Genomic DNA, 25,390 nt, shown 5'->3' with positions numbered 1-25,390 from the left:
CGGCGGCCGGGACGGCGAGGAGGGCGTGGACGATGCGCGTGCGGTTCACTGTGCTTGTGCTCCTTGAACTGGTACGTCGGGGACGCCGGCGTTCAAGATCGCGCCGACGAGCACACAACGTAGCGGCAGCAGCACGCTCCGGGGGTGAGATCAAAGAATTTCATCACACCATCCTCTCGCCATCGGTCGGGAGGGTGCCGTGCACCGTCCGCTCAACGGCACGGCGGGGGCGGAGACCCCGCCCCCTCGCACGGACTGCGGGGGCGCGCCTACGCTGGACGCCCCGAGCACCAGGCGGAGTCCCCGGGAAGCAGGCGAAGGAGCCCCGTGGAAGCAGAACTCATGGCACTGATCGGGACCGGAGCGACCACGGTGGTGGGCCTGATGGTCACCGACGCGTGGGGACAGGTGAGGCAACGCGTGGTGGGGCTCTTCGCCTCCGGGGCCGAGGCCGAGGCCGACGGCGTGGCCGGTGAGCTGGAGGAGTCCCGAACCACCCTCGTCGCGGCCGAGGGGACGGCCGCCGAGGAGGAACTCAGGTCCGATGTGACCGCGTCGGTGCGGCTCAGACTCCGCCGCCTGCTGGAGCAGGATCCCGGGGCGGCCGGGGAACTCCGGCGGCTCGTCGACGAACTCGCCCCCGCCTCCCCGCCACCGGGCGCCGTGCACAACAGCATCACCGGTGGCAGGCAGGACGGCCCGGTCGTCCAGGGGCACACGTTCACCCGTCTGACGTTCCGCACGACCGGGGGCACAGCGCCCGATCGTGCGGACTGAGCGGCAACGGGACCCGCCCGCGGAGGTCAGTCCCCCGCGGGCGCCAGCCGCAGCGAGATGCTGTTGATGCAGTACCGCTGGTCGGTCGGGGTCGGGTAGCCCTCGCCCTTGAAGACGTGACCGAGGTGGGAACCGCAGCGGGCGCAGCGCACCTCGGTGCGGACCATCCCGTGGGAGCGGTCCTCGATCAGCTCGACCGCGTCCGTGTCCCTCGGGTCGTAGAAGGACGGCCAGCCGCAGTGCGACTCGAACTTGGTCGTGGAGGTGAACAGCTCCGCACCGCAGGCGCGGCAGGAGTAGACGCCCTCGGTCTTGGTGTCGGTGTACTCACCGGTGAAGGCCGGCTCGGTGGCGGCCTCGCGCAGCACGGCGTACTCGGCCGGGGCCAGCTCGGCCCGCCACTGCTCGTCCGGCTTCTCGACGTCGTACGACATGAGTCTCAGCCCCTTACTTCGACAGCTCGTCCAGGATGCGCGGTCCGAGGTCCGTCACGTCGCCCGCGCCCATGGTGAGAACGAGATCACCGGCCTTCGCCATTCCCGCGACCAGCGCGGGCGACGCGTCCTTGTCGTGGACCGGTGTGACGTCGGCGCCGGCGGCGCGGGCCGCCTCGACGATCAGCTCGCTGGTGATGCCGGGGATCGGGTCCTCGCGGGCCGGGTAGACGTCCAGGACGACCGAGGCGTCCGCGAGGGACAGTGCCTGGCCCATCTCCTTGCCCAGCTCCTGGGTGCGGGAGAAGAGGTGCGGCTGGAAGAGGACCAGGATGCGGGCGTCGCCGACCGCGGCGCGCATGGCCTCCAGATCGGCGGTCATCTCGGTGGGGTGGTGCGCGTAGGAGTCGACGACCTGGACGCCGGCCGCCTCGCCCTTGAGCTGGAGGCGCCGCTTGACGCCCGTGTAGGCGGCCAGCGCGGGGGCCAGCTCGGCGGCGGGGACGCCGAGCGCGGCGCCCGCGGCGAGGGCGGCGACGGCGTTGTGGGCGTAGTGGCGGCCGGGGACGGAGACGGCGAAGGTCAGCTCGGCCCCGTCGATGACGACGGTGACCTCGCTCCTGAGGCCCTGCGGGACGACGGACAGGATGCGCACGTCGGCGTCCTCGGACTCTCCGTACGTCACCGTCCGCACCCGGCCGGCCAGCCGTCGGGTCAGCTCCCGGGCGCCCTCGTGGTCGGCCGCGATCACCAGGGCGCCGCCGGGGACGATCTTGCCGGCGAAGGTCTCGAAGGACTCGTAGATCTCGTCCATCGAGGCGTAGTTGGCGTGGTGGTCCAGCTCGACGTTGAGGACGATGGCGACCTCGGGGGCGTACTTGTGGAAGCTGCGGTCGCTTTCATCCGCCTCGGCGACGAAGATCTCGCCTTCGCCGTGCAGGGCGTTGGAGCCGGGGGCGTCCAGGTCGCCGCCGATCGCGTACGACGGGCTCAGGCCCAGCTCGGACAGGGAGACCGCCAGCATCGAGGTGGTGGTGGTCTTGCCGTGCGTACCGGCGACCGCGAGCGGGCGCAGGCCGTTCATCAGGGCGGCGAGGGCGTCGGAGCGGTGCACGACCGGGACGCCCAGCTCGGCGGCGCGGACCAGCTCCGGATTGTCCTCGCGGATGGCCGAGGACACGACCACGCAGCTCGCGTCGTCGGCGAGGTGGTCCGCCGCGTGCCCGATGTGCACGGTGGCGCCCAGCGCGCGCAGCGCCTGGGCGGTCGCGGACTCCTTGGCGTCGCTGCCCGCCACGGCGGCGCCGCGCTGGGAGAGGATCTTGGCGATGCCCGACATTCCGGCGCCGCCGATGCCGATGAAGTGCGGTCGGTCCATGGCGGTGGGAAGGCCGGGTGCCATGCGCTGTTCTCCCAGGGTGGTCCGTCGGTGATCTGTTGAGGCCGCGCCCCCTCGGCGGAGGCGCGGCACCAGCCTATGCCTTGCTGTGGGAGAAGAGTTTCAGGACCGGTACGCCGACCTTGTGCCGGGCCCGGGAGGCCCAGTCCCGGTGGAAGAACTCCTCCACGTAGTGCGGGTCGGTCAGGACGATCACCTCGTCGGCCGCGATCTCCATGACCACGGCCTTGAGCTCGTCCAGGGGGTGGTCCTCGATCAGCCGTCCCTCGGCCTGCGCGCCGGACGCGCGCAGGGCCGTGAGGGACACCTCCAGGGCCCGCTCCCCGACGCTCTGCGCCTCCCGGCCCTCCGGGGTCTCCCCCTCACGTACGGCGTCGTCCAGCTCGCCGAGCGCGACGTCGTCGATGGCGCGCAGCAGGCGGTCCGCCTGATCGCCGCGCGGCTGGAGCAGCACGTGGAAGCCGACCTGCTCGTCCCCGTGCAAGGTGGTGACGAACTCCACGTCGGCGGACGTCAGGGCCTTCTCGATCATCAAAACGCTTGTGAACACCAGGCGCCCCTTCTCCTTCGAGGGCCCGTGGGCCCACCCTCCGTAGGCCGTACCAGACCCTGCGGAAACCATCCTGCCCCGTGATCGCACGGGTACTGCCGGAATCAGTGTGCCCGGCGCGAGCTAAACGGAACGGGAGATTCCGCTGATTCCCGGATGTGCGGTAACGACCGAACCCCTGTCCGGTCGCCGCCGTCCGCCCGGGCCGGGCTGTCTTCAGTCGCGCCGGTAGCGGCTGAAGAGGAAACCTTCCTCCTCCAAGAGGGACGCCAGGGCGAATCGCCGCGGCATCCCGACGGCCGGTCCGCCCGCGATCCGCTGCGCGTCCCCCGCGGTCAGCATCGGGGAGACGGTCAGGCACAGCTCGTCGAGCACACCGGCCGCGACGAACTGCCCCAGCAGCCGCGGGCCGCCCTCGGTCAGCAGCCGGGTGTGCCCCAGCTCCGCGAGCGCCCCGAGCGCACGGGCCGGGTCCACACCGACGCCGTCCCCCGCGATCACCACCCGGGCCCCGGCCCGCTCCGCGGCGGCGATCCGGTCCGGGGCCGCGGCGGCGCCGGTCAGGACCAGCGTGGGCACGACCGGGGCGGTGAACAGCGGCAGCGAGAAGTCCAGCTCCAGGCTCGCGCTGACCACCGCGATCACCGGCACGGGCGCCTGACCGGCCGCCCGCCGCGCCTCGGCGAAATCCGCCCGCGCGCGACCCGGGCGGTACCCCTCCTGCCGTACGGTCTCGGCGCCGGCGATCACCACGTCCGCCAGTGCCCGCAGGGTGCCGAAGACCCGCATGTCGGTCGCGCTGGAGATGGGCTGGGAGCGGCCGTCGTGCTGGGCGGCGCCGTCGAGGGTGGAGACCATGTTGGCCCGCAGCCACGTCCGCCGGTGCCCGTGCGGCTCGGGGTACGCGTAGGCGGCGGCCAGCTCGGCCAGGCTCCACTCCCGGTCGGTCTCGGCGCCGCCGCCCGGGCCGGCGGTCGGATCGGTCACGGGTGACACGGGGAACAGGCGTCGCATGGGGTGCAGTGTTCCACGCGCCCGCCACCCCAACCGCGCAGGCCGGAGGCCCTACCCCCACACAGCGCGCCCACGACGCCGAGCCCGCGCCGGTCCCCGCACGGCACCCGGTCTCCACCCGCGGGGCCCCACACCACCCCGGCACCCCACCACAAGGGCACCCGGCACCGCGCCCACCCACCGCGCCCCGCCGCGCCGCGCCCCGCTCGCGCCGCCGCCAGGCCGACGACGGGGCCCTCCGCGCCGGTCCCGTACGGCACCCGGTCTCCACCCGCGGGGCCCCACACCGCCCCCGGCACCCCGCCACACAGGCAGCCGGCACCCCGCCCGCCCACCGCGCCCCGCTCGCGACGCCGCCCAGCCGACGACGGGGCCGCGCCGAGCCCGCGCCGGGCCCCGTGCGGCACCCGGGCTCCACCCGCGGGGCCCCACACCACCCCGGCACCCCGCCACACGGGCACCCGGCACCGCGCCCACCCACCGCGCCCCGCCGCGCCCCGCCCGCCCCGCCCGCCTCGCCCCGCCCCGCTCGCGACGCCGCCCGGCCGACGACGGGGCCCTCCGTGCAGGCCCTACCATTGAGTACCGTGTCGTCCTCCTCTCCCGCCTCCGTCCCCGCCGCGATAACCGGGACGGCTCCGGCCACGGTCTCCCTGTGCGCCCGCGAGCCCCGAGTCCCCGCGGACCGCCTGGTCGCCGAGATGGTGCCCCCGCCCCGTTTCGACTCCGTCCGCTTCGGCACGTACCTCCCGGACCCGAACCAGCCCAGCCAGAGCGACGCCGTACGGGTTCTGGAGGACTTCGCGGGCGGGCTGGGCGAGGCGCCCGGCGCGGCCGGCGGCAGGCGCGGCTTCTTCGGGCTGGGCCGCGGCCGGGCGCCGAAGACCCCGGCCGGACCCCGCGGCGTGTACCTCGACGGCGGTTACGGCGTGGGAAAGACCCATCTGCTGGCCTCCCTGTGGCACGCCACCCCCGCCGAGCCCTCCCGCAAGGCCTTCGGCACCTTCGTCGAGCTGACCAACCTCGTCGGCGCCCTCGGCTTCCAGCAGACCGTGCGGACCCTGTCCGGGCACCGTCTGCTGTGCATCGACGAGTTCGAGCTGGACGACCCGGGCGACACCGTCCTCGTCTCCAGCCTGCTCGCCCGGCTCGTGGAGGCCGGCGTGGCGCTCGCCGCCACCTCCAACACGCTGCCGGGCAAGCTCGGCGAGGGCCGGTTCGCGGCGGCCGACTTCCTGCGCGAGATCCAGGGCCTGTCCGCCCACTTCCGCGCCTTGCGCATCGACGGCGAGGACTACCGCCACCGCGGTCTGCCCGAGGCCCCGGCGCCGTACTCCGACGAGCAGGTGACCCGGGCGGCGCGGACCACGGAGGGGGCCTCGCTGGACGACTTCGCCGCCCTCCTCGACCATCTCGCCCGCGTCCACCCCAGCCGCTACGGGGCCCTGACCGACGGTCTGACGGCCGTGTGCCTCACCGGGGTGCGTCCGGTGCCGGACCAGTCGACGGCGCTGCGGCTCGTGGTGCTCGCGGACCGGCTCTACGACCGCGAGGTGCCCGTCCTGGCCTCCGGGCTGCCCTTCGACCAGCTGTTCAGCGAGGAGATGCTGAAGGGCGGGTACCGCAAGAAGTACTTCCGGGCGATCTCCCGGCTCACCGCACTGGCCCGGGACGCGGCGCGGCTGGTGGACACCCCCTGAGGAACGGTCGGTTCCCGCCAACCCAGCCGCCATTTTGAGGCTCTCTCCGGCCCGTAACGTCCCGTTAACCCTGCAAAGTCCTTCGCAGGGTTAACGTGCTTCTTGACCGCGCATTGACCATGCTTTTGCCGGGCATTGACCTGTCCCCCCGGCATATACCAGCGGCAAGAACTGCCTGGAGGGGGGCCGCGTGTACCGACGTACGGCGGCCCGGACCGTGGTCGCGATCCTCGCCCCCGTCCTGTGTACGCTCCAGTTCTTCGCCCCCACCGCATCCTTCGCATCCGCGTATCCAAGCGGTGATGCCGTGGCCCACGTCCGCCCCGGAACCACCCCCTCCGGCATGGCGGCACACGACGAGACCGTCACCTGCCGCGAGGGCGGCCACCCGGGCGGGCCGACCACCGCGCCGCGCGTCCGCGACCGCCACCGCACCACCGCCGCGCCGCAGTCCGGCACCCCTCGGCGCCCGCTGCCGCGGGAAGCCGTCCCGGGGGCACCCGACTCCGTCCCGTCCGGCCGTGCCACCGAGCACCGGCCGAGATCCTCGACGGACCACGCCCCCGCGGCACTCCAGGTCTTCCGCTGCTGACGGACCGGACGGACCACCGGCACGACGCCCACCTCTGTCCCACCCGTCCGACGCGCACCCCACCGCGCGCCAGGAGGAAACCCACATCATGCAGCCCCTCATCGACAACGCCCGTACGTTCGGTCAGCGCCCTGAGGAGTTCGCCGGGCACGCCGAAGGCCAGTCGCCCGAAGTCCTGTTCATCACCTGCTCCGACTCCCGGGTCGTACCGGCCCTGATCACCGGCGCCCGCCCCGGCCAGCTCTTCGAACTGCGCACCGCCGGCAACATCGTCCCGCCCCACGACACCGAGCGCCCCTACGGCGAGGCGGCCACCGTCGAGTACGCCGTCCAGGTCCTCGGCGTCACCGACGTCGTGGTCTGCGGCCACTCGCACTGCGGCGCCGTCGGCGCGCTGGTGCGCGGCGACGACCTGACCGCCGTACCCGCCGTGCGCGACTGGCTGGCGCACGCGGCGGACGAGCCGGAGCCCTGCGATCCCGCCGACCCGACGGTCGCCGGGGCCGTACAGCACCACGTGCTGGCGCAACTGCTGCGCCTGCGCTCCTACCCCTGCGTCGAGCAGCGGCTGGCGGACGGCCGGCTGCGGCTGCACGGCTGGTACTACGAGGTCCACACCGGTCTTGTGCGCGCGCACCGCGCGGACACCGACGCGTTCGAGACCCTGTGAGCGCCGCCATGTCCCTCATAGCCGGCCAGAACCGGAGGTTCCCGCACTGGCGGCAGGACCTCACCTCGTCCCTCGTCGTGTTCCTGGTCGCGCTCCCGCTGTGCGTGGGCGTGGCCGTCGCCTCCGGAGTCCCGGCCGAACTCGGTCTGGTCACCGGCATCGTGGGCGGCCTCGTCACCGGATTCCTGCCGGGCAGCAGCCTCCAGGTCTCCGGCCCGGCCGCCGGGCTGACCGTGCTGGTCTTCGGCGCGGTCGACCAGTACGGGCTGCCCGCGCTCGGCGTGATCGTGCTCGCCACCGGGATCGTCCAGCTCGTGATGGGTGCCCTGAAGCTGGGGCGCTGGTTCCGGGCGATCTCCCTGTCGGTCGTCGAGGGCATGCTGGCCGGCATCGGCCTGGTGCTCATCGCGGGCCAGCTCTACGCGGCCGCCGGTCTCCAGGCGCCCGCCTCCGGCATGGACAAGCTCACCGGGCTGCCCGGGGCCGCCGCCGACGCGCTGGGCAGCACCGAGGCGCTGACCTCGCTCGCCCTGGGCGCGGGCACCGTCGCGGTGATGGTCCTGTGGAGGCGGCTGCCGAAGCGGGCGCGGACCGTGCCGGGGGCGCTGGCCGCCGTCGGTCTGGCCACGGCGGTCACGGCGGCGTTCGGCCTGTCGGTCGCGACCGTCGAGGTGAGCGGCCTGCTGGACGTCGTCCAGCCGCCCGGCGCCGACGCCTTCGGCGAGCTGGCGAACGTGGGCCTGCTCGGCACGGTCGTCGCCTTCACGCTGATCGCCTCGGCGGAGAGCCTGTTCAGCGCCGCGGCGGTGGACCGGCTGCACGACGGACCGCGCACCGAGTACAACAAGGAGCTGATGGCGCAGGGCGCGGGCAACACCGTGTGCGGCGTCCTCGGCGCACTGCCGATGACCGCGGTCATCGTGCGCAGCTCCACCAACGTCGCCGCCGGAGCCCGCACCAAGGCGTCCCGGGTGCTGCACGGCGTGTGGCTGCTGCTGTTCGCGGCGCTGCTGCCGTCCGTGCTGGCCCTGATCCCGCTGCCCGCGCTGGCGGGCATCCTGGTGCACGCGGGCTGGCGGCTGATCCCGTTCCGCAGCATCCTGCCGCTGTGGCGCGACCACCGGGGCGAGGCGCTGATCCTGGTGGTCACGGCCGTCTCGATCGTCGCGGTCAACATGTTCGAGGGCGTGCTGATCGGTCTGGCCCTGTCCGTGGTCAAGGCCGCCTGGGAGGCCTCGCACCTCAAGCTGGAGATCGTCGACAAGGGCGCGGGCCCCGTCCAGGCGCATCTGACCGGCAACGCGACCTTCCTGCGGCTCCCGAAGATCCTGGAGGGCCTGGAGGCGCTGCCGCAGGACCGCCCGGTCGAGCTGGACCTGTCCGGGCTGCACCACCTGGACCACGCCTGCCGCACGGCCCTGGAGAACTGGGCGGAACGGCACAGCGCCACCGGCACGGACCCGGTGAAGGTCACGGAACCGGAGAAGGCCGGGGTGTAGCGGGCCGGGGTGTAGCGGGCCGGCGCGTGGCGGGAAGCCCGCCGCCGGGTCCCGGGCATGGCCCCGGACCCGGCGGCGGGCCTATCGTGACAGGAAGGGTGAAAAACCGTCCTCCGAGTGAGGAGGTCGCCATGGTCCAGGAGCTTCTGACCGCGGCCGCCGCCGTCGGCAGCGCGGGCGTCCTGTACGTCGCCTCGGCGGCACGGGTCGTCAAGCAGTACGAACGCGGGGTGGTCTTCCGGCTCGGACGGCTCGCGGGGCAGGTGCGCGGTCCCGGGTTCACCATGATCGTGCCGTTCGTGGACCGGCTGCACAAGGTGAACATGCAGATCATCACGCTGCCCGTGCCCGCCCAGGAGGGCATCACCCGCGACAACGTCACCGTGCGGGTGGACGCGGTCGTGTACTTCAAGGTGGTCGACGCGGCCAACGCGCTGGTCCGGGTCGAGGACTACCGCTTCGCGGTGTCGCAGATGGCCCAGACCTCGCTGCGCTCCATCATCGGCAAGAGCGACCTGGACGATCTGCTGTCCGACCGGGAGAAGCTGAACCAGGGACTGGAGCTGATGATCGACAGCCCCGCGGTCGGCTGGGGCGTGCAGATCGACCGGGTCGAGATCAAGGACGTCTCGCTGCCGGACACCATGAAGCGCTCGATGGCCCGCCAGGCCGAGGCGGACCGTGAGCGGCGCGCCAGGGTGATCAACGCGGACGCCGAGCTGCAGGCCTCGAAGGTGCTCGCGGAGGCGGCCCGGGAGATGTCCGAGACGCCCGCGGCGCTGCAACTGCGGCTGCTCCAGACGGTCGTGGCGGTGGCCGCCGAGAAGAACTCCACCCTGGTGCTGCCCTTCCCCGTGGAGCTGCTGCGGTTCCTGGAGAAGGCGCAGGAGCACCCGGTCGAGCACCCGGTCCAGCGGTGACACGAGCTACGCGCGTGGTTCCCGGGACTCCCGGCAGGTGATAGACACGGCGGGGTCACAGTCCTGTCCGCCAGCAGGAAGGTTTCCCCATGTCCACGTCCCACAGCGCGGCGACCCGCCGCCAGGTGCTCGCCCGTACCGGAGCCCTGGGCGCAGGCATCGCCTTCACCGGCGCCCTCTCGGAACTCTTCGCCGGCACCGCCGCCGCCCAGTCCCTCGGCCACACCGGCTACGGCCCCCTGGTCCCCGACCCCGACGGACTGCTGGACCTGCCCAAGGGCTTCCGCTACCGGGTGCTGTCCCGCGAGGGCGACCGGCTGCGCTCCGGCGAAGGGCCGGTGCCCTCCAACCACGACGGCATGTCCGCCTTCCCGGGGCGTTCCTCCCGCAGGCACGGCCGCACCACCCACCTCGTCCGCAACCACGAGAACCGCGAGGACGGCCGCGTCCCCGTCCCGACGGTCGAGGGCCTCACCTACGATCCGGAGGGCAAGGGCGGCTGTACGGCGCTGACGCTGGACGCCCGCAACCACGTCCTGTCCGAGCGGGTCGCGATCGCCGGTACGGCCGTCAACTGCGCGGGCGGCCCCACACCCTGGCACACCTGGCTGACCTGCGAGGAGACCGAGGACAGGGCCGGGACCAACGGCTACACCAAGGACCACGGCTTCATCTTCGAGGTCGACCCGGCCGACCCGCACCGCACCGGCGCGGTGCCGCTGACCGCGATGGGCCGTTTCCAGCACGAGGCGATCGCCGTGGACCCGCGGCGCGGTGTCGTGTACGAGACGGAGGACGCCTTCGAGCGGCCGTTCGGCCTGTTCTACCGGTTCCTGCCCGAGAAGCCGCTGGGCGGCCGGGGCTCGCTGCGGGCGGGCGGCAGGCTCCAGGCGATGCGCGTGCCCGGCGTGCCCGACCTGTCCTCGATCCAGGAGACGGGCGCCACCTTCGACCGTATCGAGTGGGTGGACGTGCCCGACCCGCTGGCGGACGGGACGCCCATCCGCTTCCAGGACTTCGGCCGGGGCGGCATCACCCACGCGCAGAAGCTGGAGGGCTGCTACTGGGGCGGGCGGTGCGTGTACTTCGTGTCGTCCTTCGCCCACAGCGACGAGGGCTCGGCGGCCGACCACTACGGCCAGATCTGGCGCTACGACCCCGAGCGGCGCCGGCTCACCCTCGTGATCGTCTTCGGTCCGGACACCGACGTGCAGCTGCCGGGCGAGTCCCCGGACAACATCTGCCTGGCCCCCAGCGGCGGCCTCATGGTCTGCGAGGACGGGGGCGGCGCCCAGCACGTCTTCGGCGTGACCCGGCGCGGCGAGGTGTACGCCATGGCGCGCGGCGCGCAGAACATCGGCACGGAGGAGGAGCCGGAGTGGGGTGAGTTCGCGGGTGTCACCTTCTCCCCGGACGGCGACACGATGTACATGAACTGCTACACGCCCGGCACCACCTTCGCGGTGACCGGGCCCTGGCGCGGGTAGCGGCCCGGGGACGCAGGCGGGGCGCGCCGTGCGGTCACTGAAGCCGCGGCCCTGGGGTACCCGGGCCGCATGACTCAGAACGTGCAGGTCGGCGACTCGTACTGGCTTCAGACGGCACCGGGCGGTGCGCCCCGTCCCGCGCTCGCGGAGGACCTCGACGTCGACGTCGCCGTGATCGGTGCCGGTGTCGCCGGGCTCAGCACGGCCTGGGAGCTGGCCCGGGCCGGGCGGAGCGTGGCGGTGCTGGAGGCCGGGCGGGTCGCCGCCGGGGTCACCGGGTACACCAGCGCCAAGCTGAGCGTCCTGCACACCCTGGTCTACGACAGGCTGCGCCGCACCCGCGGCCCCGAGGGCGCCCGGCTGTACGCCCGCTCGCAGTCCGAGGCGATCGAGCACGCCGCCGGGGTCGTCGCCGAGCTGGGCATCGACTGCGACTGGGAGACCCGCGACGCCTACACGTACGTCCGCGGCCCGGGCCGCGCGGACGAGCTGCGCGCCGAGGCGGCCGCGGCCGAGGAGGCGGGGCTGCCCGCTTCGTTCGTGACCGAGACCGGGCTGCCGTTCCCGGTGGCGGGCGCCGTGAAGGTGACCGGACAGGCCCAGTTCCACCCCGTCAAGTACCTGCTGGCCCTCGCCGCGGACCTGGAGGCGCGCGGCGGGCGGATCTTCGAGGGCACCACCGTCCAGGGTCTGGACGAGGGCGAGCCCTGCCGGGTGAGGACGGAGGCGGGGGCGACGGTCACCGCCCGGGACGTCGTGGTGGCCACCCACTACCCGGTCTTCGACCGCGCCCTGCTCTTCGCCCGCCTCTCCCCGCGCCGCGAACTGGTCGTCGCCGGAACCGTCGAGGCGGATCGCGACGTCGGCGGCATGTACATCACGCCGGAGGAGAACACCCGCTCGGTGCGCACGGCACCCCTGGCCGACACGGGCCGCCGCCTGCTCGTCGTCACCGGGGAGCACTTCACCCCCGGCACGGGCGACACCCGCGAGCGCTTCGAGACCCTCGCCGCCTGGGCCGACGAGCACTTCCCCGGCGTCGAGCGCACCCACGCCTGGGCCACGCAGGACATCGACCCCACCGACACCGTGCCGATGGTGGGCCCGCTGCACCCGGGCGCGCACCACACCTACGTCGCCACCGGCTTCGGCGGCTGGGGACTGAGCGGCGGCATGATGGCGGGCCGGCTGCTCACCGCGCAGATCACCGGCGAGGAGTGCGCGTGGAGCGGGCTGTACGACCCGCGCCGGCTGCGCACGGCGGTGCGTGAGGCGCCCGCGCTGCTCAGGACGCAGGCCGAGGTGGCCCGGCACTTCGTCGGCGACCGGCTGCGGCCCACCCCGCCGGTGGAGGCGCTGCCGCCGGGCGAGGGCGCGGTGGTCCGGGCGGGCGGCGACCGGCTCGCGGTCTACCGGGACGAGGAGGGCGCCCTGCACGCCGTCTCGCCGCGCTGCACCCACCTGGGCTGCCTGGTCGACTTCAACGCGGCCGAACGCGCCTGGGAGTGCCCCTGCCACGGCTCCCGTTTCGGCACCGACGGCAAGGTGCTGGAGGGCCCGGCGACCAAGCCGCTGGAGCCGCGGGACATCTGACGCCCGGCAGCTGAGCCGGGCGGGTGACCGAGGCGGCACGCCACCTCTCATAGTCATACAAAAAGAACATCGCACTCCTACGTTCGTACGGTGATCACTCTCGTACGACGCGCCGCCGCGCTCTGTGCCCTGGGCGCCGCCCTCGCCGCCTGCGGAACCACCGGGGCCGAGCAGGCCCCCCGTCCGGCTCCCTCGGCCCCCGCCCCGTCCCCGTCCCCCTCCCGGACGCCCACCCCCACCCTCGCCCCCGGCCCCGCGGGCCTCACCCCCGTCTTCGAGCACGGCCCCCGCACGGACGGCACGCAGGGCGCCGGACGGGACGGCAAGCCGGTCGCCCTCACCTTCGACGCCGACATGACCGCCGACCAGGGGCCGCGGGCGGCGTCGGGCGAGCGGTTCGACAACCCGGGGCTGATCGCGGCGCTGCGGGAACTGAAGGTGCCGGCCACGGTGTTCATGACCGGTCGCTGGGCCGAGGAGTACCCGGACGAGGCCCGCTCCATCGGCCGGGACCCGCGGTTCGAGATCGCCAACCACTCCTACAGCCACTACGCGTACACCGACGACTGCTACGGCCTGCCCACCGTGCCCAAGGACCGCATGCGCCCGGACCTGGAGCGGGCGTACACGGCGTTCGAGAAGGCCGGGGTGCCGAACCCGATGCCGTACTTCCGCTTCCCCGGCGGCTGCTACGACAAGGCGGCCCTCAAGGAGTTGTCGGCCACCGGGGTCACCGCCGTGCAGTGGGACGTGGTGAGCGGGGACGCCTTCGCGACGGACGCCGACGCGGTGACCCGGCAGGTGCTCGACGGGGTGCGGCCGGGTTCGGTCGTCGTCATGCACTGCACGCGCAGCGCCGCCCCGGTGACCGAGGAGGTGGTGCGGGCGGTGGTGCCGGAGCTGCGCCGCCAGGGGTACCGCTTCGTGAAGGTCTCGGAGCTGGTCCGCGCCGCGAACGGGCACGCCTGACGTCCTAGGCTTGAGACATGGACAGCGACCACGACCACGGCCACGAACCGGAGCCGGAGCCGGACGGCGCCGGCTGCGAGCCCGGCGGCTACTGCCTGATCGACGCGCCCCGGCCGCCGAAGGCCGATTGTCCGCCGTACGCCGAGTGCGTGCAGTGCCGGGAGCCGACGGAATACCCGGAGTCGTACAAGGGCATCACGCTCTGCCCGGTCTGCGAGTGGCAGGAGGCCCAGCGCACCGCCTGCTCAGGCTGACGACCTGCGCGAGCCGAGCGCACAGGCCACGGCGGTCGCGCCCGCGGCGACGGCCGCCGCCCCGGCCAGCGGCAGCAGCGGCAGCGGGACCGCGCCCGACCTGGACCCGGTGACCAGGCCGCCGACCGCCGCCCGCGCCGGGGACCCCGACGTCACCAGCGCCAGCAGGGCCGCCAGCAGCAGGGCGGGGACCGCGCGGCCGGGCGAGCGCAGCACCGGCCAGGCGGTGAGCGCGCCGACGGCGGTGCCGAGCAGGGCGCACACCAGCGCGGCGAGCAGTCCGGCGCCGGCCGCCGGGAGCGGGGGCACGCGCGTTCCGTGGCCGGTGCTGACGGGGTCGCTGATCAGCGTCACGACGACGGTCGCGGCGGCGCCCAGGACGACGGCGGCGGCCAGCCCCACCAGCACGGCGGCCAGGTGGGCCCGCGCGGGACCCCGTGCCGCCGACACGCACCCCCGCGCGGCGGGCGGCTCGCCCGTGACGCAGATCCGCACCAGCCAGGCCGCGACCGGCAGCAGCGCGGCCGCCGCCCAGCCCAGCGAGTCGAGCACCGGCTGGCCGCCCTGCACGCCGATGCCGAGGGCGGCGGCGTACAGGACGACGGGCGGCAGCCAGCGCTGGGAGCGCAGCAGGAGGGCCGTCTGGTAGCGCAGGAGAGCGGTCATCGGCGGTCCTCGGGGGCGTGCACGCTCACCACGTGCCAGGGCGGCCGGGCGGCCAGGAGCGTGCGCAGCAGGACGTCGGAGTGGGAGGCAGGGACGCTGAGCGTGTGGGAACCGGGGCCGGTCTCCTGCGCCGAGGCGGCAACCCGGTGCGCGTCGGCGGGCAGGGCGGCGGCGGGCGGCCCCTGCACCCGAACGACGACCCGCGGCCCGGCCGGCACCGGGGCGGGTCCGGTACGGGGGTGCAGGTGACCGTCGCGCACGACGTACACGGCGCCGGGCGCGTCGGCCAGGCGGCGCGGGTCGTGGTCGACGAAGACGACGGCACCGCCTGCCGCCGTACGCTCGGCGACCGCCCGTTCCAACTCGGCCCGGGCGTCCGTGTCGAGCCCGGTCCAGGCCTCGTCGAGCACGAGCAGCTCCGGCTCGGCGAGCAGGGCCTGCGCCACCGCCACCTTCTGACTGCTGCCCTTGGACAGCCGGGAGAGCCGCGTGCCGGCGTACCCGGCGGCCCCCAGCCGCTCCAGCCAGTGCCCGGCGGCACGGGCCGCCGCCCGGCGGGACAGGCCGTGGACGGTGCCGAGGTGGGTCAGGTACTGGGCGGCGGTGAAGGGCAGGGCGGGCGGGAAGCGTTCGGGGACGTAGGCGGTGCGCGGGCGGCCGGTGACCCGGCCCTCGGTGGGGGCGTCGATCCCGGCGAGCAGGCGCAGCAGGGTCGACTTGCCGGTGCCGTTGGCGCCCTCGACGCGGACGAGGGCGCCGGGCTCCACGCCCAGCTCGACCCCGCGCAGCACCCAGGGGCCGCGCAGACCGTAGCGGCGGCCCACACCGTCCAGCCGTAGCTCGCGTCGCATGGGGCCATACTCTCCCAGGCGCGGGGGTTGGCAGACTGTAGGGCGTGAGCAACGACCCGACGACACCCGTCCCCGCCCCCGCCCCCATTCCCGTCCCCGCCCCCGTTCCCGCCCCCGACAGCCCCTTCCGTCCCGAGCCCGGCGACCGCGACCTCGCACCGCAGTTCGTGCTGCCGCTCGTGGTGCGCATCGAGCGGGCGGCGCCGCCGTCCCGCACCGACGCGCTGGAGACCGCGGCCCGGGCGGTGCTGGTGATGCTCGCCGACGAGCGGTCGACCGGCGACGGCACGTGGGCGCGGGCGGTGCGGGACTGGCAGGACGCGCGTATCCGCAAGGTCGTGCGGCGGGCCCGCGGCGCGGAGTGGCGGCGGGCCGAGGCGCTGCCGGGCATCACGGTCACCGGCAAGAACGCCGAGGTACGGGTCTTCCCGCCGGTCCCGTTGGACGGCTGGCCCAAGGACCTGGCCCGCCTCCAGGTCTCCGGCACCGACCTCGACGACCCGGAGCCGCCGGTCGACGCCGACCCCACCGCGCCGGTGCTCTGGCTCAACCCCGACCTGGACATGTCGGCGGGCAAGGCGATGGCCCAGGCGGGCCACGGTGCCCAGCTCGCCTGGTGGGAGCTGTCCGACGACGAGCGGACGGCGTGGCGCGACGCGGGCTTCCCGCTGTCGGCGCGCACCGCGGACCCGGCCCGCTGGACCGGCCTCACCACCGGCGGCCTGCCGGTGGTGCGGGACGCCGGGTTCACGGAGATCGCGCCGGGTTCGTGCACGGTGGTGGCGGACCATCCGGCGCTGCGGCGGGCGCGCCCGTAGCCGGCGGCGGCGAACCAGCCGGTGCCCGGGGCGGCCCGCGAACCTCAAATGTTCCTCTGAAGGCGCCCTGAACGGGGTTCGGGCCCGCTCCCGCGGGCGATACCCCGGTCATGACGACGCGGAGGGAGGGATCGGCCATGCGACGACTGGGCACCGGCATCGGATGGCGGCCGGAGATCGCGGACGCCGTCGAGGAGATGCCCGGCATCGAGTGGGTCGAGGCCGTGTCCGAGAACCTGTGTCCCGGGCATCTGCCCGACTCGCTGCTGCGGCTGCGCGAGCGCGGCGTGACCGTCGTGCCGCACGGAGTCTCGCTGGGGCTCGGCGGCGCGGACCGGCCGGACCCGGGACGGCTGGCGGCGCTGGCCGAGCGGGCCGAGGTGCTCGGGTCGCCGCTGGTCACCGAGCACATCGCGTTCGTGCGCGCGGGCGGGGCGCTGACCGCGTCGCCGTCGCTGGAGGCGGGGCACCTGCTGCCCGTGCCGCGCACGCGCGACGCCCTCGACGTGCTGTGCGAGAACGTGCGCATCGCGCAGGCCGCGCTGCCCGTCCCGCTCGCCGTGGAGAACATCGCCGCGCTCGTCTCGTGGCCGGACGAGGAGCTGACGGAGGGGCAGTTCCTGTACGAGCTGGCCGACCGGACCGGCGTGCGGCTGCTGATCGACGTGGCGAACCTGCACACCAACCACGTCAACCGGGGTGAGGACCCCGCCGAGGCGCTCGCCGAGCTGCCCCTGGAGGCCATCGCCTACGTCCACGTCGCGGGCGGCTTCGAGCGGGACGGCGTCTGGCACGACAGCCACGCCCACCCCGTCGCGCGGCCGGTGCTGGACATCCTGACCGACCTCGCCTCGCGCGTCGCGCCGCCGGGCGTGCTGCTGGAGCGCGACGAGAACTTCCCCTCCGGCGACGAGTTGCGGGGTGAGGTGGAGGCGATCCGCGGCGCCGTGGAGCAGGGGCGGGCGGCGGCCACCGGGACCGGAGCGGCCGACCGCACCTCGCGCACCGGTACCGGTGCGGGCACGGGCGCCGACGACGCCGTACGGCAGCGGCTCGGGCTCGCGCAGGCCGCGCTGTTGTCCGCGCTGGTCGCGGGGTCGCCGGTGCCCGAGGGGTTCGACCGGGTGCGGCTGGGGGTGCAGGCGCGGGCGCTGGCCGGGAAGCGGGCCGACGTGGTCGGCAAGGTCGCGCCCGAGCTGCCGGTGATCCTGGGCGCGCGGTACCGGCCCGCCTTCCTCGCCTACGCGCAGGACCGTCCGATGACCGGCGGCTACCGGCGGGACGCCCTCGACTTCGTCGAGCACGTGCTGCGGACGGCGCCGGGGGAGGGCGAGGACCCGGGGGTGCGGCGGGAGTTGCGGGAGTGGTGGCTGGAGCGGTCGGGACCGGTGCCGCGGTCGGCGCGTCCCGGGGCCCGGCTGGCCCGTGCGACCAGGCGTGTTCTGCTGCGCCGCTGAACCGGGCGGCGTCGGGGGACATCGCCGAGCGGAACGTCACATACCCACAACGCTGCGTCCCGGAATGTGAAAAGGGCATGGCGCCGGTGAAAGCCTTTGGCATAGAAGTACGGCATGTTCTGGGTCCTTTTCCTCCTGTCGGCCTGGGCCGTCGCCGGTCTCGCGTGCCTGCGGCTGTGCCTGGCCGCCGTGCGCGCGGCGGCCGTGGAACCGCGCGCAGTCGTCCGTGAACACACGCTGACGCTGTACGAGGCGGCGTTCCTGTCCGGTGGTCCGCGGCGGGTGGCGGACCTGACGCTGGTCTCGATGGCGCGTCAGCGGCGGCTGCTGCTCGCGCACACCGGCTGGGCCACCGTCGTCGATCCGTGCGGCCGGGACGACATGGAGCGGTCGGTCATCGGGGCGATAGGACCCGGCGGACAGTCCCGGATAGCGCCGGTACGGGCCGCCGCGGCCGCCGCCGACGCGGTACGGGGCCTGTCCGACCGGCTGGTGGGAGCGGGCCTCGCCGTACCCGACGGCGGCTCCGGTGGCGGCTCCGGTGGCGTCGCGGCCGGGGCGCGCCGGGTGCGGGTGGCCGCGGTGACGGTGTGCGCGCTCGGCCTGGTCGCCCTGGCGCTGCCGCTGCCCGCCACCGAACCGCGCCTCCTGGTCGCCCTCTGGTTCGCGCTGCCGCTCGCCCTGACCCTGGGCTGCCTGGCCATCACGCGGATGGAGATCCACCCGTACGCGCGCTGGGCCTCCCCCGCCGGGCAACGGCTGGTCGGCGCCCTCGTCCAGCGGGCCGACGGCACGGCGGACGAGAGGACCTTCCTCACCTCGGTCGCGGTGCGCGGCGTGCACGCGATCGGCGAACCGGACCTGCGTGCGGCCTTCGCCCACCGCGAGAAGTACGCCGGGGACCACTGGGAGCGCCGGGCCTGACGCCCGGGGGCGTACGGGGGCACTCGGCGCCGACACCCGCGGGCGGTGCTTGCCCCGCCCGGCCGCCGCACCAAACATCCCTTGTGTCACACCGTGCACCGAAGGGATACGCGATGCGAGCTGCCGTCCTCTACTCGGCCGCCGGGTCCTTGCTGCTGGCCACCCTCACCGCCGCCCCCGCCCGGGCGGCGCCGCCGGCCGGGCCCGGATCCGCCGAGGCGCTCGGCACCGCCGCGGCGGCCCGGCGCGCGGCCGCGGCCGGGGTGGACTTCGGCAGGTGCCCAAGGGCGGAGGAGCTGCCGGACGGCATCCGCTGCGGCACCGTGACCGTGCCGCTGGACTACGCCCACCCGGACGGCAGGCAAATCCGGCTCACCGTCAGCCGGGTGCGGGCCACCCACGAGGACCCGGACGACGACGGGCGCGAGGTCCCCGGCCAGGGCGCCCTCCTCTACAACCCGGGCGGCCCCGGCGCCTCCGGGCTGTACTTCCCGCTGGTGGGCATGGTGCCCGAGTGGAAGCGCATCGCCGCCGCCTACGACCTCGTCGGATACGCCCCGCGCGGGGTCGCGCCCTCCGCGCCGCTGTCCTGCCAGGACCCCGGGGACTTCTTCAAGGGGCCGCGGCCGGCGCCGACGCAGCCCTCGGACGCGTACAAGAAGAAGCGCGCCGCCGAGGCCGAGGCGTACGCGCGCGACTGCGCGGAGCGGGGCGGGGACGCGCTGCGGCACTACCACTCGCTCAACAACGCCCGGGACCTGGAGGTGGTCCGCGCCGCGCTGGGCGAGCGGCGGCTCACGTTCATGGGCGCGTCCTACGGCACCTACCTCGGCGCGCTGTACGCCGAGCTGTTCCCCTCGCACGTGCGGCGGATGGTGTTCGACGCGGTGGTGAACCCGGACCCCGAGCAGGTCTGGTACCGCAACAACCTCGACCAGTCGGAGGCGTTCGAGGACCGCTGGGACGACTTCAAGGAGTGGGCCGCCGAGCACGACGCCGTGTACGGGCTCGGGGACACGGCCAGGCAGGTGCAGGACAGCTACGAGGAGGCGAGCGCGCGGCTGGCCGTGGAGCCGGCGGGCGGCACGGTGGGGCCCGCGCAGTTGCAGGGGGCGTTCCTGAAGGCCGGGTACTACGACGACTACTGGCCGCACCGTGCCGAGGCGCTGTCGGCGTACCTGAAGGGCGATCCGCAGCCGCTGATCGACCAGGCGGGCACGCGGACCGAGGAGGGCGCCGTCGCGGCGGAGAACTCCAACGCCGTGTACACGGCCGTCGAGTGCAACGACGCGCCCTGGCCGGCCGACTTCGGGGTCTGGGACCGGGACAACACCCGGCTGGCCCGCCGGGCGCCGTTCGAGACCTGGGACAACGTGTGGACGAACCTGCCGTGCGCCTACTGGCAGGTGCCCCGGCAGGAACCCCTCGACGTGCGCACCGCGCCGGGTGAGCTGCCGCCGACGCTGGTCCTGGCCGCCGAACGGGACGCGGCGACCCCGTACGAGGGCGCGCTGGAGCTGCGGCGGCGGCTGTCGGGCTCGGTGCTGGTGACCGAGCGGGACGCGGGGACGCACGGCATCGCGGGCGGGCCGAACGACTGCGTCAACGGCCACCTGGAGGCGTACCTGCTGGAGGGCCGCCTCCCGGCGCGGGACACCTCGTGCGCCCCGCGCCCGGAACCGGAGCCCAGGCGGGCCGCGGCACCGAAGGCCTGACCAGGCCAGCCCGGCCACCAGCTCGCCGATGTCCTTGCGCAGCCCGGTACCGCATCTCCCGGGGGACAACCCCCGGACCCCCGGCCGACCCGACAACCGCACCCGTTGATCAGGCCAGCCCGGCCACCAGCTCGCCGATGTCCTTACGCCGCCCCGTGTAGAACGGGATCTCCTCGCGGACGTGGCGGCGGGCCTCGGAGCCGCGCAGGTGGCGCATGAGGTCGACGATGCGGTGCAGTTCGTCGGCCTCGAAGGCGAGGATCCACTCGTAGTCGCCCAGCGAGAAGGAGGCGACCGTGTTGGCGCGCACGTCCGGGTAGCCGCGGGCCATCTTGCCGTGGTCGGCGAGCATGCGGCGGCGGTCCTCGTCGGGCAGCAGGTACCAGTCGTAGGAGCGTACGAAGGGGTAGACGCTGATGTAGTCGCGCGGCGTCTCGTCGGCCAGGAAGGCCGGGATGTGCGCGCGGTTGAACTCGGCGGGGCGGTGCAGCGCCATGTTCGACCAGACCGGCTCCAGCGCACGGCCGAGCTTGGTGCGGCGGAAGAGGTTGTACGCCTCCTGGAGCTGGTCGGCGGTCTCGGCGTGCCACCAGATCATCAGGTCGGCGTCCGCGCGCAGCCCGGACAGGTCGTAGGTGCCGCGGATCGTCACGTCCTTCGCGGCGAGCTGGTCGAACAGCTCCTGGACCTCGTCGGCGTACCCGGCGCGGTCCTCGGGGAGGGTGTCCTTGAGCTTGAACACGGACCAGAGGGTGTAGCGGATGACCTCGTTGAGGTCCTTGGCCAGCTTGCCCTTGTTCGGGATCCGCTCGGCGGCGGGGGTGGAGGCGTCGTCACTCATGGCCCTATTCTCCCGCTCCGCCGTGCAGACTCTGCACCGGGTGGGCCGTGAGCTGCTCCACACCGCCGAGGTCGCCCCGGATCTGGTCGACGGCCGCGTACGCGCTCGCGATGCTGGCCGGGATGCCGACGCCGTCGTAGGCCGCGCCGCACACCGCGAGGCCGGGGAGCTTCGCGACGTGCTCGCGGACGCGGGCCACGCGCGCGTGGTGGCCGACCGGGTACTGCGGCAGGCCGTCCTGCCAGCGGGTGACGCGGGTGGCGACCGGCGCGGCGGTCAGGCCGGTGGCCTCGCCCAGGTCGTGCCGGGAGACGGCGACGAGGCCTTCGTCGTCGCGGCCGAGGATGTCCGTGTCGCCGTACCGGCCCACCGAGGTGCGCAGGACCACCAGGTCCGGGTCCTCGTCGGCGATCCAGCCCCACTTGCGGGAGGCGAAGGTGGACGCCTTGATGGTGTGCCCGTCGACCGGCGGCACGAGGAAGCCGCTGCCCTCGGGGAGCGCGGCGGCCTCCGAGCGGCGGTAGGCGAGCGTGACCAGGGCCATCGAGGCGTACTCCACGGCTGACAGCTCGGCCGCGGCGGCGGGCGCCTCGGCGCGCAGCAGCTCGGCGGCGGGCCCGGCCGGGACGGCGACGACGACCGCGCCGGCGTGCAGCACCCGGTCGCCGGCGACGATCCGCCAGCCGTCGGACGCGGTGCGGCGCAGCTCGGTGACGGGCGCGTGGGTGACGATCTCGCCGCCGCGCGCGCGGACGGAGTCGGCGACGGCGGGCGGGAGGGTGCCGATGCCGCCCTCGATGCCCATGAAGACCGGGCCGCTCGGCGGTGAGGTGGCCGTGCGGCCCTGGAGGGCGCGGACCGCCTCGGTGAGCGAGGTGTGGGTGCGGGCGGCCTCGAAGAGCTGCGGCACGGCCGAGCGCAGGGAGATGCGGTAGGCGTCGCCCGCGTAGACGCCGCCCAGGAGCGGCTCGACGAGGCGGTCGACGACCTCGCGGCCCAGGCGCGCGGCGACGTACTCCCCCACGGCCACGTCGTCGCCGACCTCGGTGCGGGGCAGTTCGGCGTCGCGCTCGATGCGGGCGAGGCCCTCCTCGGAGAGCACGCCGGACAGGGCCGCGGCGGTGCCGGGAACGCCCATGACGTGGCCCTTGGGCATGGGGCGCAGGGCGCCGCGGGTCCACAGGGAGGCCGTCGCGGTGGACGGCGGCTGGAGGCGGTCGGCGAGTCCGGCGGCGCGGGCCAGACCGACGGCCTCGGGGCGGCGGGCCAGCATCGACTCGGCGCCGAGGTCGACGCGTACTCCGGCGATCTCGCCGGGCAGCAGCTTGCCGCCGACCCGGCCGGACGCCTCCAGGACGGTCACCCGGACGCCGGCCTCCAGGAGGCGGTGGGCGGCGGCCAGTCCGGCGATGCCCGCTCCGACGACGACTACGTGTCCGGGTGCCTCTTCCGGTGGGAACTCGCCCGCCGGGGTGTCACTTGCGCTCATGACCCCAGCGTCTCAGACGCCACCGACAGCGCCCCGGGGGCCGGACGGACGGCCCCGGCCCCGGCCCCTGGCCCACAGGACCCGGCCCCGTCTGGCGCCCCGTCCGGCGCCCCGTCCGGCCGCGAGTCCGGACCGTGATCTCTTCGGAACCGTTCCGCGCCGTCGTGCGCGCCCCTTCGCGCGTCGTAGAGACATCAGTTGCCACCAACCTGGGGGGATCCACGATGCAGGCACGACGGCAGGCGACAGGAAGAACCGCGGCCGCGAGGTCCGTACCACCCGCCCGGGCCCTGGCCGGCCTGCTGCTGGTCACGGCGCTCGCCCTCACCGGCTGCACCGCCTCGGACGCCGGCTCCGACGCGGGCGGCAACGCCAAGGCGGCCGCGCCACAGCAGGGCTCGCAGGCGGAGGGCTCGCAGGCCGACGGCAAACCGGGCGCGGCCGGTGAGGGCGGGTCCGACGGCGCCGGTGCGAGCGCGCCGCCGAAGCTCGCCCCGGCCCACATCATCCGCACCGTCTCCCTGAGCGTTCAGGTCAAGGACACGCCCAAGGCGCTCGACGCGGCCCGCACCGCGACCGAGAACGCCGGCGGCTACGTCGGCGACGAGTCCACCACCCGCGACGCGCAGGGCCACGAGCGGACCGAGGTGACGCTGCGCGTGCCCGTGGAGCGCTACGAGGACGTGCTCGACGATCTGGAGGGCGCCGGGAAGCTGCTGCGGCGCGACGCGAAGGCGGAGGACGTCACCGACCAGGTGGTGGACGTGGACAGCCGCGTGAAGTCGCAGCGGGCGAGTGTGGCCCGGGTCCGGGAGCTGATGGACCGGGCGACGCAGCTGAGCGACGTGGTGACCCTGGAGGGCGAGCTGAGCACCCGTCAGGCGGAGCTGGAGGCGCTGCTCGCCCGGCAGGCGGCCCTGAAGGACCGCACGAGCCTGGCCACCATCACCCTCTCCCTGTCGGAGACGCCGGTGAAGCACGAGGAGAAGAAGGAGGAGGACGAGGACCCGGGGTTCACGGACGCGCTGGCGGGCGGCTGGGACGCCTTCGTGACGATGCTGCGCTGGGTGGCGGTGGTGCTCGGCGCGGTGGCGCCGTTCGCCGCGGTGGCCGCGCTGCTCGCGCTGCTGTGGCTGCGGGTCGTACGCCCCCGGCTGCCGCGCCGCCGTCCGGAGGGGCCGCGCGGGTCGGAGGCGCCGCGCGGCGCGGAGCCCGGGGCGCGGGACTGAACGATCCCGCCCACGTAGCGTGTTCGCATGAACATGAGCGCTGGGGACGGGAAGAGCGAGCGGCTGGTCGTGATCGGCGGCGACGCCGCGGGCATGTCCGCGGCGTCGCAGGCGCGCCGGCTGAAGGGCCCGGACGAGCTGGAGATCGTGGCGTTCGAGCGCGGTCACTTCAGCTCGTTCTCGGCGTGCGGCATCCCGTACTGGGTCGGCGGCGACGTGACCGAACGGGACGCGTTGATCGCGCGCACGCCCGAGGAGCACCGCGCCCGGGACATCGACCTCAGGATGCGCACCGAGGTCACGGAGATCGACGTGGCCGGCGGGCGGGTACGCGCGCGTGACGTCGATTCCGGGGCCCAGTCCTGGACGTCGTACGACAAGCTCGTGATCGCGACCGGGGCGCGGCCGGTCCGGCCGGAGCTGCCGGGCATCGACGCGCCCGGCGTGCACGGGGTGCAGACGCTGGACGACGGGCAGGCGCTGCTCGACACGCTGGCACGCACGCGTGGCCGTCGCGCGGTGGTCGTCGGCGCCGGGTACATCGGCGTGGAGATGGCCGAGGCGCTGATCAACCGCGGTTACGAGGTGACGGTCGTCAACCGCGGCCGGGAGCCGATGTCGACGCTGGACCCGGACATGGGCCGCATGGTGCACGGGGCGATGGAGGGTCTCGGCATCACCATGGTCAACGACGCCGAGGTCACCGGGGTGCTGACCGGGGAGGACGGCCGGGTCCGGGCGGTGGCGGCCAAGGACGCCGAGTTCCCGGCGGACGTGGTGGTGCTCGGCATCGGTGTGCGCCCCGAGACGGGGCTCGCCGCGGCGGCGGGGCTGCCGCTCGGCGCCCACGGCGGGCTGCTGACCGACCTCGCGATGCGGGTGCGCGGCCACGAGAACATCTGGGCGGGCGGCGACTGCGTGGAGGTGCTCGACCTGGTCTCCGGCCAGGAGCGGCACATTCCGCTGGGTACGCACGCCAACAAGCACGGGCAGGTCGTCGGCACCAACGCGGGCGGCGGCTACGCGACCTTCCCGGGCGTGGTCGGCACGGCGGTCAGCAAGGTCTGCGACCTGGAGATCGCGCGGACCGGCCTCAGGGAGAAGGACGCGCTGCGGGCGGGGCTGCGGTTCGTGACGGCGACCGTCGAGTCCACCAGCCGCGCGGGCTACTACCCGAACGCCTCCCCCATGACGGTGAAGATGCTGGCCGAGCGGCGCACCGGGCGGCTGCTCGGCGTGCAGATCGTCGGCCGTGAGGGCGCGGGCAAGCGGGTCGACATCGCCGCGGTGGCCCTCACGGCCGGGATGACGGTCGAGCGGATGACCGCCCTGGACCTCGGCTACGCGCCGCCCTTCTCACCGGTGTGGGACCCGGTGCTGGTGGCCGCCCGCAAGGCGGCGAGGGAGGTCGAGCGGCAGCGCTAGGGCCTGTCTGACAATTCGCGTTGTCGCCCGAAGGGCGGCCGCGCGGCGTCAGGTGCGTGCTCTGGGGGTCCCCCCGGCCGGAGGCTGGGGGAGTGCCGGCCCCAGACCCGCGTACTG

Annotated in this window: 24 protein-coding genes; 16 read left to right on the top strand and 8 right to left on the bottom strand. The window is 74.6% G+C overall.

Translation table 11 applies throughout. The features are described 5' to 3' along the window. The first annotated feature begins 327 nt into the window (after positions 1-327). On the top strand, positions 328-777 hold the full coding sequence (locus ACFV9J_RS35135) for a hypothetical protein (RefSeq protein ID WP_385361409.1): 450 nt from the start codon (positions 328-330) through the stop codon (positions 775-777). 26 nt (positions 778-803) lie between these two features. Here ACFV9J_RS35135 and msrB read toward each other — a convergent pair whose 3' ends face one another. From msrB to ACFV9J_RS35115, 4 genes are all read right to left on the bottom strand, one after another. Beyond that, positions 804-1,211: a peptide-methionine (R)-S-oxide reductase MsrB gene (gene msrB, locus ACFV9J_RS35130; RefSeq protein ID WP_385361407.1), complete on the bottom strand. Its 408-nt coding sequence runs from the start codon at positions 1,209-1,211 to the stop codon at positions 804-806. Between the two features lie 13 nt (positions 1,212-1,224). Beyond that, the gene (gene murC, locus ACFV9J_RS35125; RefSeq protein ID WP_385361404.1) at positions 1,225-2,613 is read right to left on the bottom strand and encodes a UDP-N-acetylmuramate--L-alanine ligase; all 1,389 of its coding nucleotides are present in this window, start codon (positions 2,611-2,613) and stop codon (positions 1,225-1,227) included. 73 nt (positions 2,614-2,686) lie between these two features. Then, positions 2,687-3,160 carry an indole-3-glycerol phosphate synthase gene (locus tag ACFV9J_RS35120; protein ID WP_385361400.1) on the bottom strand — a complete coding sequence of 158 codons (474 nt, stop codon included), beginning with the start codon at positions 3,158-3,160 and terminating at the stop codon, positions 2,687-2,689. A gap of 216 nt (positions 3,161-3,376) precedes the next feature. Then, the gene (locus ACFV9J_RS35115) at positions 3,377-4,174 is read right to left on the bottom strand and encodes a pyrimidine reductase family protein (protein ID WP_385361399.1); all 798 of its coding nucleotides are present in this window, start codon (positions 4,172-4,174) and stop codon (positions 3,377-3,379) included. Between the two features lie 587 nt (positions 4,175-4,761). On the opposite strand from ACFV9J_RS35115, the gene zapE reads away from it, so the two are divergent. The 9 genes from zapE (at position 4,762) to ACFV9J_RS35070 (ending at position 13,858) form a co-directional block, all read left to right on the top strand. Continuing rightward, positions 4,762-5,874, top strand: coding sequence for a cell division protein ZapE (gene zapE, locus ACFV9J_RS35110; protein ID WP_385361397.1), 1,113 nt, complete (start codon positions 4,762-4,764; stop codon positions 5,872-5,874). A 190-nt stretch (positions 5,875-6,064) separates the two neighbouring features. Next, complete coding sequence (locus ACFV9J_RS35105; protein ID WP_385361394.1) at positions 6,065-6,466, top strand: hypothetical protein; 402 nt, start codon at positions 6,065-6,067, stop codon at positions 6,464-6,466. Between the two features lie 88 nt (positions 6,467-6,554). After that, positions 6,555-7,136, top strand: coding sequence for a carbonic anhydrase (locus tag ACFV9J_RS35100; RefSeq protein WP_385361392.1), 582 nt, complete (start codon positions 6,555-6,557; stop codon positions 7,134-7,136). A gap of 8 nt (positions 7,137-7,144) precedes the next feature. Continuing rightward, positions 7,145-8,635 carry a SulP family inorganic anion transporter gene (locus ACFV9J_RS35095; RefSeq protein WP_385361390.1) on the top strand — a complete coding sequence of 497 codons (1,491 nt, stop codon included), beginning with the start codon at positions 7,145-7,147 and terminating at the stop codon, positions 8,633-8,635. Between the two features lie 131 nt (positions 8,636-8,766). Continuing rightward, positions 8,767-9,555 carry a slipin family protein gene (locus tag ACFV9J_RS35090; protein WP_385361387.1) on the top strand — a complete coding sequence of 263 codons (789 nt, stop codon included), beginning with the start codon at positions 8,767-8,769 and terminating at the stop codon, positions 9,553-9,555. Between the two features lie 89 nt (positions 9,556-9,644). Continuing rightward, positions 9,645-11,042, top strand: a complete 1,398-nt coding sequence (locus tag ACFV9J_RS35085; RefSeq protein WP_385361385.1) for a PhoX family protein — start codon at positions 9,645-9,647, stop codon at positions 11,040-11,042. A 69-nt stretch (positions 11,043-11,111) separates the two neighbouring features. Then, positions 11,112-12,635: an FAD-dependent oxidoreductase gene (locus tag ACFV9J_RS35080; RefSeq protein WP_385361383.1), complete on the top strand. Its 1,524-nt coding sequence runs from the start codon at positions 11,112-11,114 to the stop codon at positions 12,633-12,635. 90 nt (positions 12,636-12,725) lie between these two features. Continuing rightward, positions 12,726-13,604 (top strand): polysaccharide deacetylase family protein, encoded by an 879-nt coding sequence (locus ACFV9J_RS35075; protein ID WP_385361381.1) that lies wholly within the window; start codon positions 12,726-12,728, stop codon positions 13,602-13,604. Positions 13,605-13,621: 17 nt separating this feature from the next. Then, entirely contained in the window at positions 13,622-13,858 is a 237-nt protein-coding gene (locus ACFV9J_RS35070) for a hypothetical protein (protein ID WP_385361379.1), read from the top strand. Here ACFV9J_RS35070 and ACFV9J_RS35065 read toward each other — a convergent pair. After that, a complete protein-coding gene (locus ACFV9J_RS35065) occupies positions 13,850-14,524 on the bottom strand; it encodes an ABC transporter (RefSeq protein ID WP_385361376.1) in 675 nt (224 codons plus the stop codon). The genes ACFV9J_RS35070 and ACFV9J_RS35065 overlap by 9 nt on opposite strands. Beyond that, entirely contained in the window at positions 14,521-15,375 is an 855-nt protein-coding gene (locus ACFV9J_RS35060; protein WP_385361374.1) for an ATP-binding cassette domain-containing protein, read from the bottom strand. The genes ACFV9J_RS35065 and ACFV9J_RS35060 overlap by 4 nt, the downstream gene beginning before the upstream one ends. Positions 15,376-15,419: 44 nt before the next feature. Here ACFV9J_RS35060 and ACFV9J_RS35055 point away from each other — a divergent pair, with 44 nt between their 5' ends. The 4 genes from ACFV9J_RS35055 to ACFV9J_RS35040 all read left to right on the top strand — a co-directional run bounded on the left by ACFV9J_RS35055 (position 15,420) and on the right by ACFV9J_RS35040 (position 20,289). Further along, on the top strand, positions 15,420-16,193 hold the full coding sequence (locus ACFV9J_RS35055) for a peptidyl-tRNA hydrolase (protein WP_385361371.1): 774 nt from the start codon (positions 15,420-15,422) through the stop codon (positions 16,191-16,193). A 137-nt stretch (positions 16,194-16,330) separates the two neighbouring features. Continuing rightward, positions 16,331-17,650 carry a DUF692 domain-containing protein gene (locus ACFV9J_RS35050; protein WP_385361369.1) on the top strand — a complete coding sequence of 440 codons (1,320 nt, stop codon included), beginning with the start codon at positions 16,331-16,333 and terminating at the stop codon, positions 17,648-17,650. A 114-nt stretch (positions 17,651-17,764) separates the two neighbouring features. After that, positions 17,765-18,574 (top strand): TIGR04222 domain-containing membrane protein, encoded by an 810-nt coding sequence (locus ACFV9J_RS35045; protein ID WP_385361367.1) that lies wholly within the window; start codon positions 17,765-17,767, stop codon positions 18,572-18,574. Between the two features lie 113 nt (positions 18,575-18,687). Further along, positions 18,688-20,289 (top strand): alpha/beta hydrolase, encoded by a 1,602-nt coding sequence (locus ACFV9J_RS35040; protein WP_385361364.1) that lies wholly within the window; start codon positions 18,688-18,690, stop codon positions 20,287-20,289. Between the two features lie 109 nt (positions 20,290-20,398). Here the strand turns inward: ACFV9J_RS35040 and hemQ are convergent, their stop codons facing one another. Then, positions 20,399-21,130 carry a hydrogen peroxide-dependent heme synthase gene (hemQ, locus tag ACFV9J_RS35035; protein ID WP_385361361.1) on the bottom strand — a complete coding sequence of 244 codons (732 nt, stop codon included), beginning with the start codon at positions 21,128-21,130 and terminating at the stop codon, positions 20,399-20,401. Positions 21,131-21,134: 4 nt separating this feature from the next. Next, the gene (hemG, locus tag ACFV9J_RS35030; protein ID WP_385361358.1) at positions 21,135-22,619 is read right to left on the bottom strand and encodes a protoporphyrinogen oxidase; all 1,485 of its coding nucleotides are present in this window, start codon (positions 22,617-22,619) and stop codon (positions 21,135-21,137) included. 224 nt (positions 22,620-22,843) lie between these two features. On the opposite strand from hemG, the gene ACFV9J_RS35025 reads away from it, so the two are divergent. Together ACFV9J_RS35025 and ACFV9J_RS35020 are read left to right on the top strand one after the other, a co-directional pair. Next, a complete protein-coding gene (locus tag ACFV9J_RS35025; RefSeq protein WP_385361355.1) occupies positions 22,844-23,848 on the top strand; it encodes a DUF4349 domain-containing protein in 1,005 nt (334 codons plus the stop codon). Positions 23,849-23,875: 27 nt separating this feature from the next. Then, the gene (locus ACFV9J_RS35020; RefSeq protein WP_385361352.1) at positions 23,876-25,273 is read left to right on the top strand and encodes an FAD-dependent oxidoreductase; all 1,398 of its coding nucleotides are present in this window, start codon (positions 23,876-23,878) and stop codon (positions 25,271-25,273) included. The last annotated feature ends 117 nt before the right edge of the window (positions 25,274-25,390 follow it).

The organism is Streptomyces sp. NPDC059906 (assembly GCF_042730645.1).
Classification (GTDB): domain Bacteria; phylum Actinomycetota; class Actinomycetes; order Streptomycetales; family Streptomycetaceae; genus Streptomyces; species Streptomyces rubrogriseus.
Note: the sequence above shows the minus strand (reverse complement) of the source record. Positions and strands in the feature narration are given on the sequence as shown.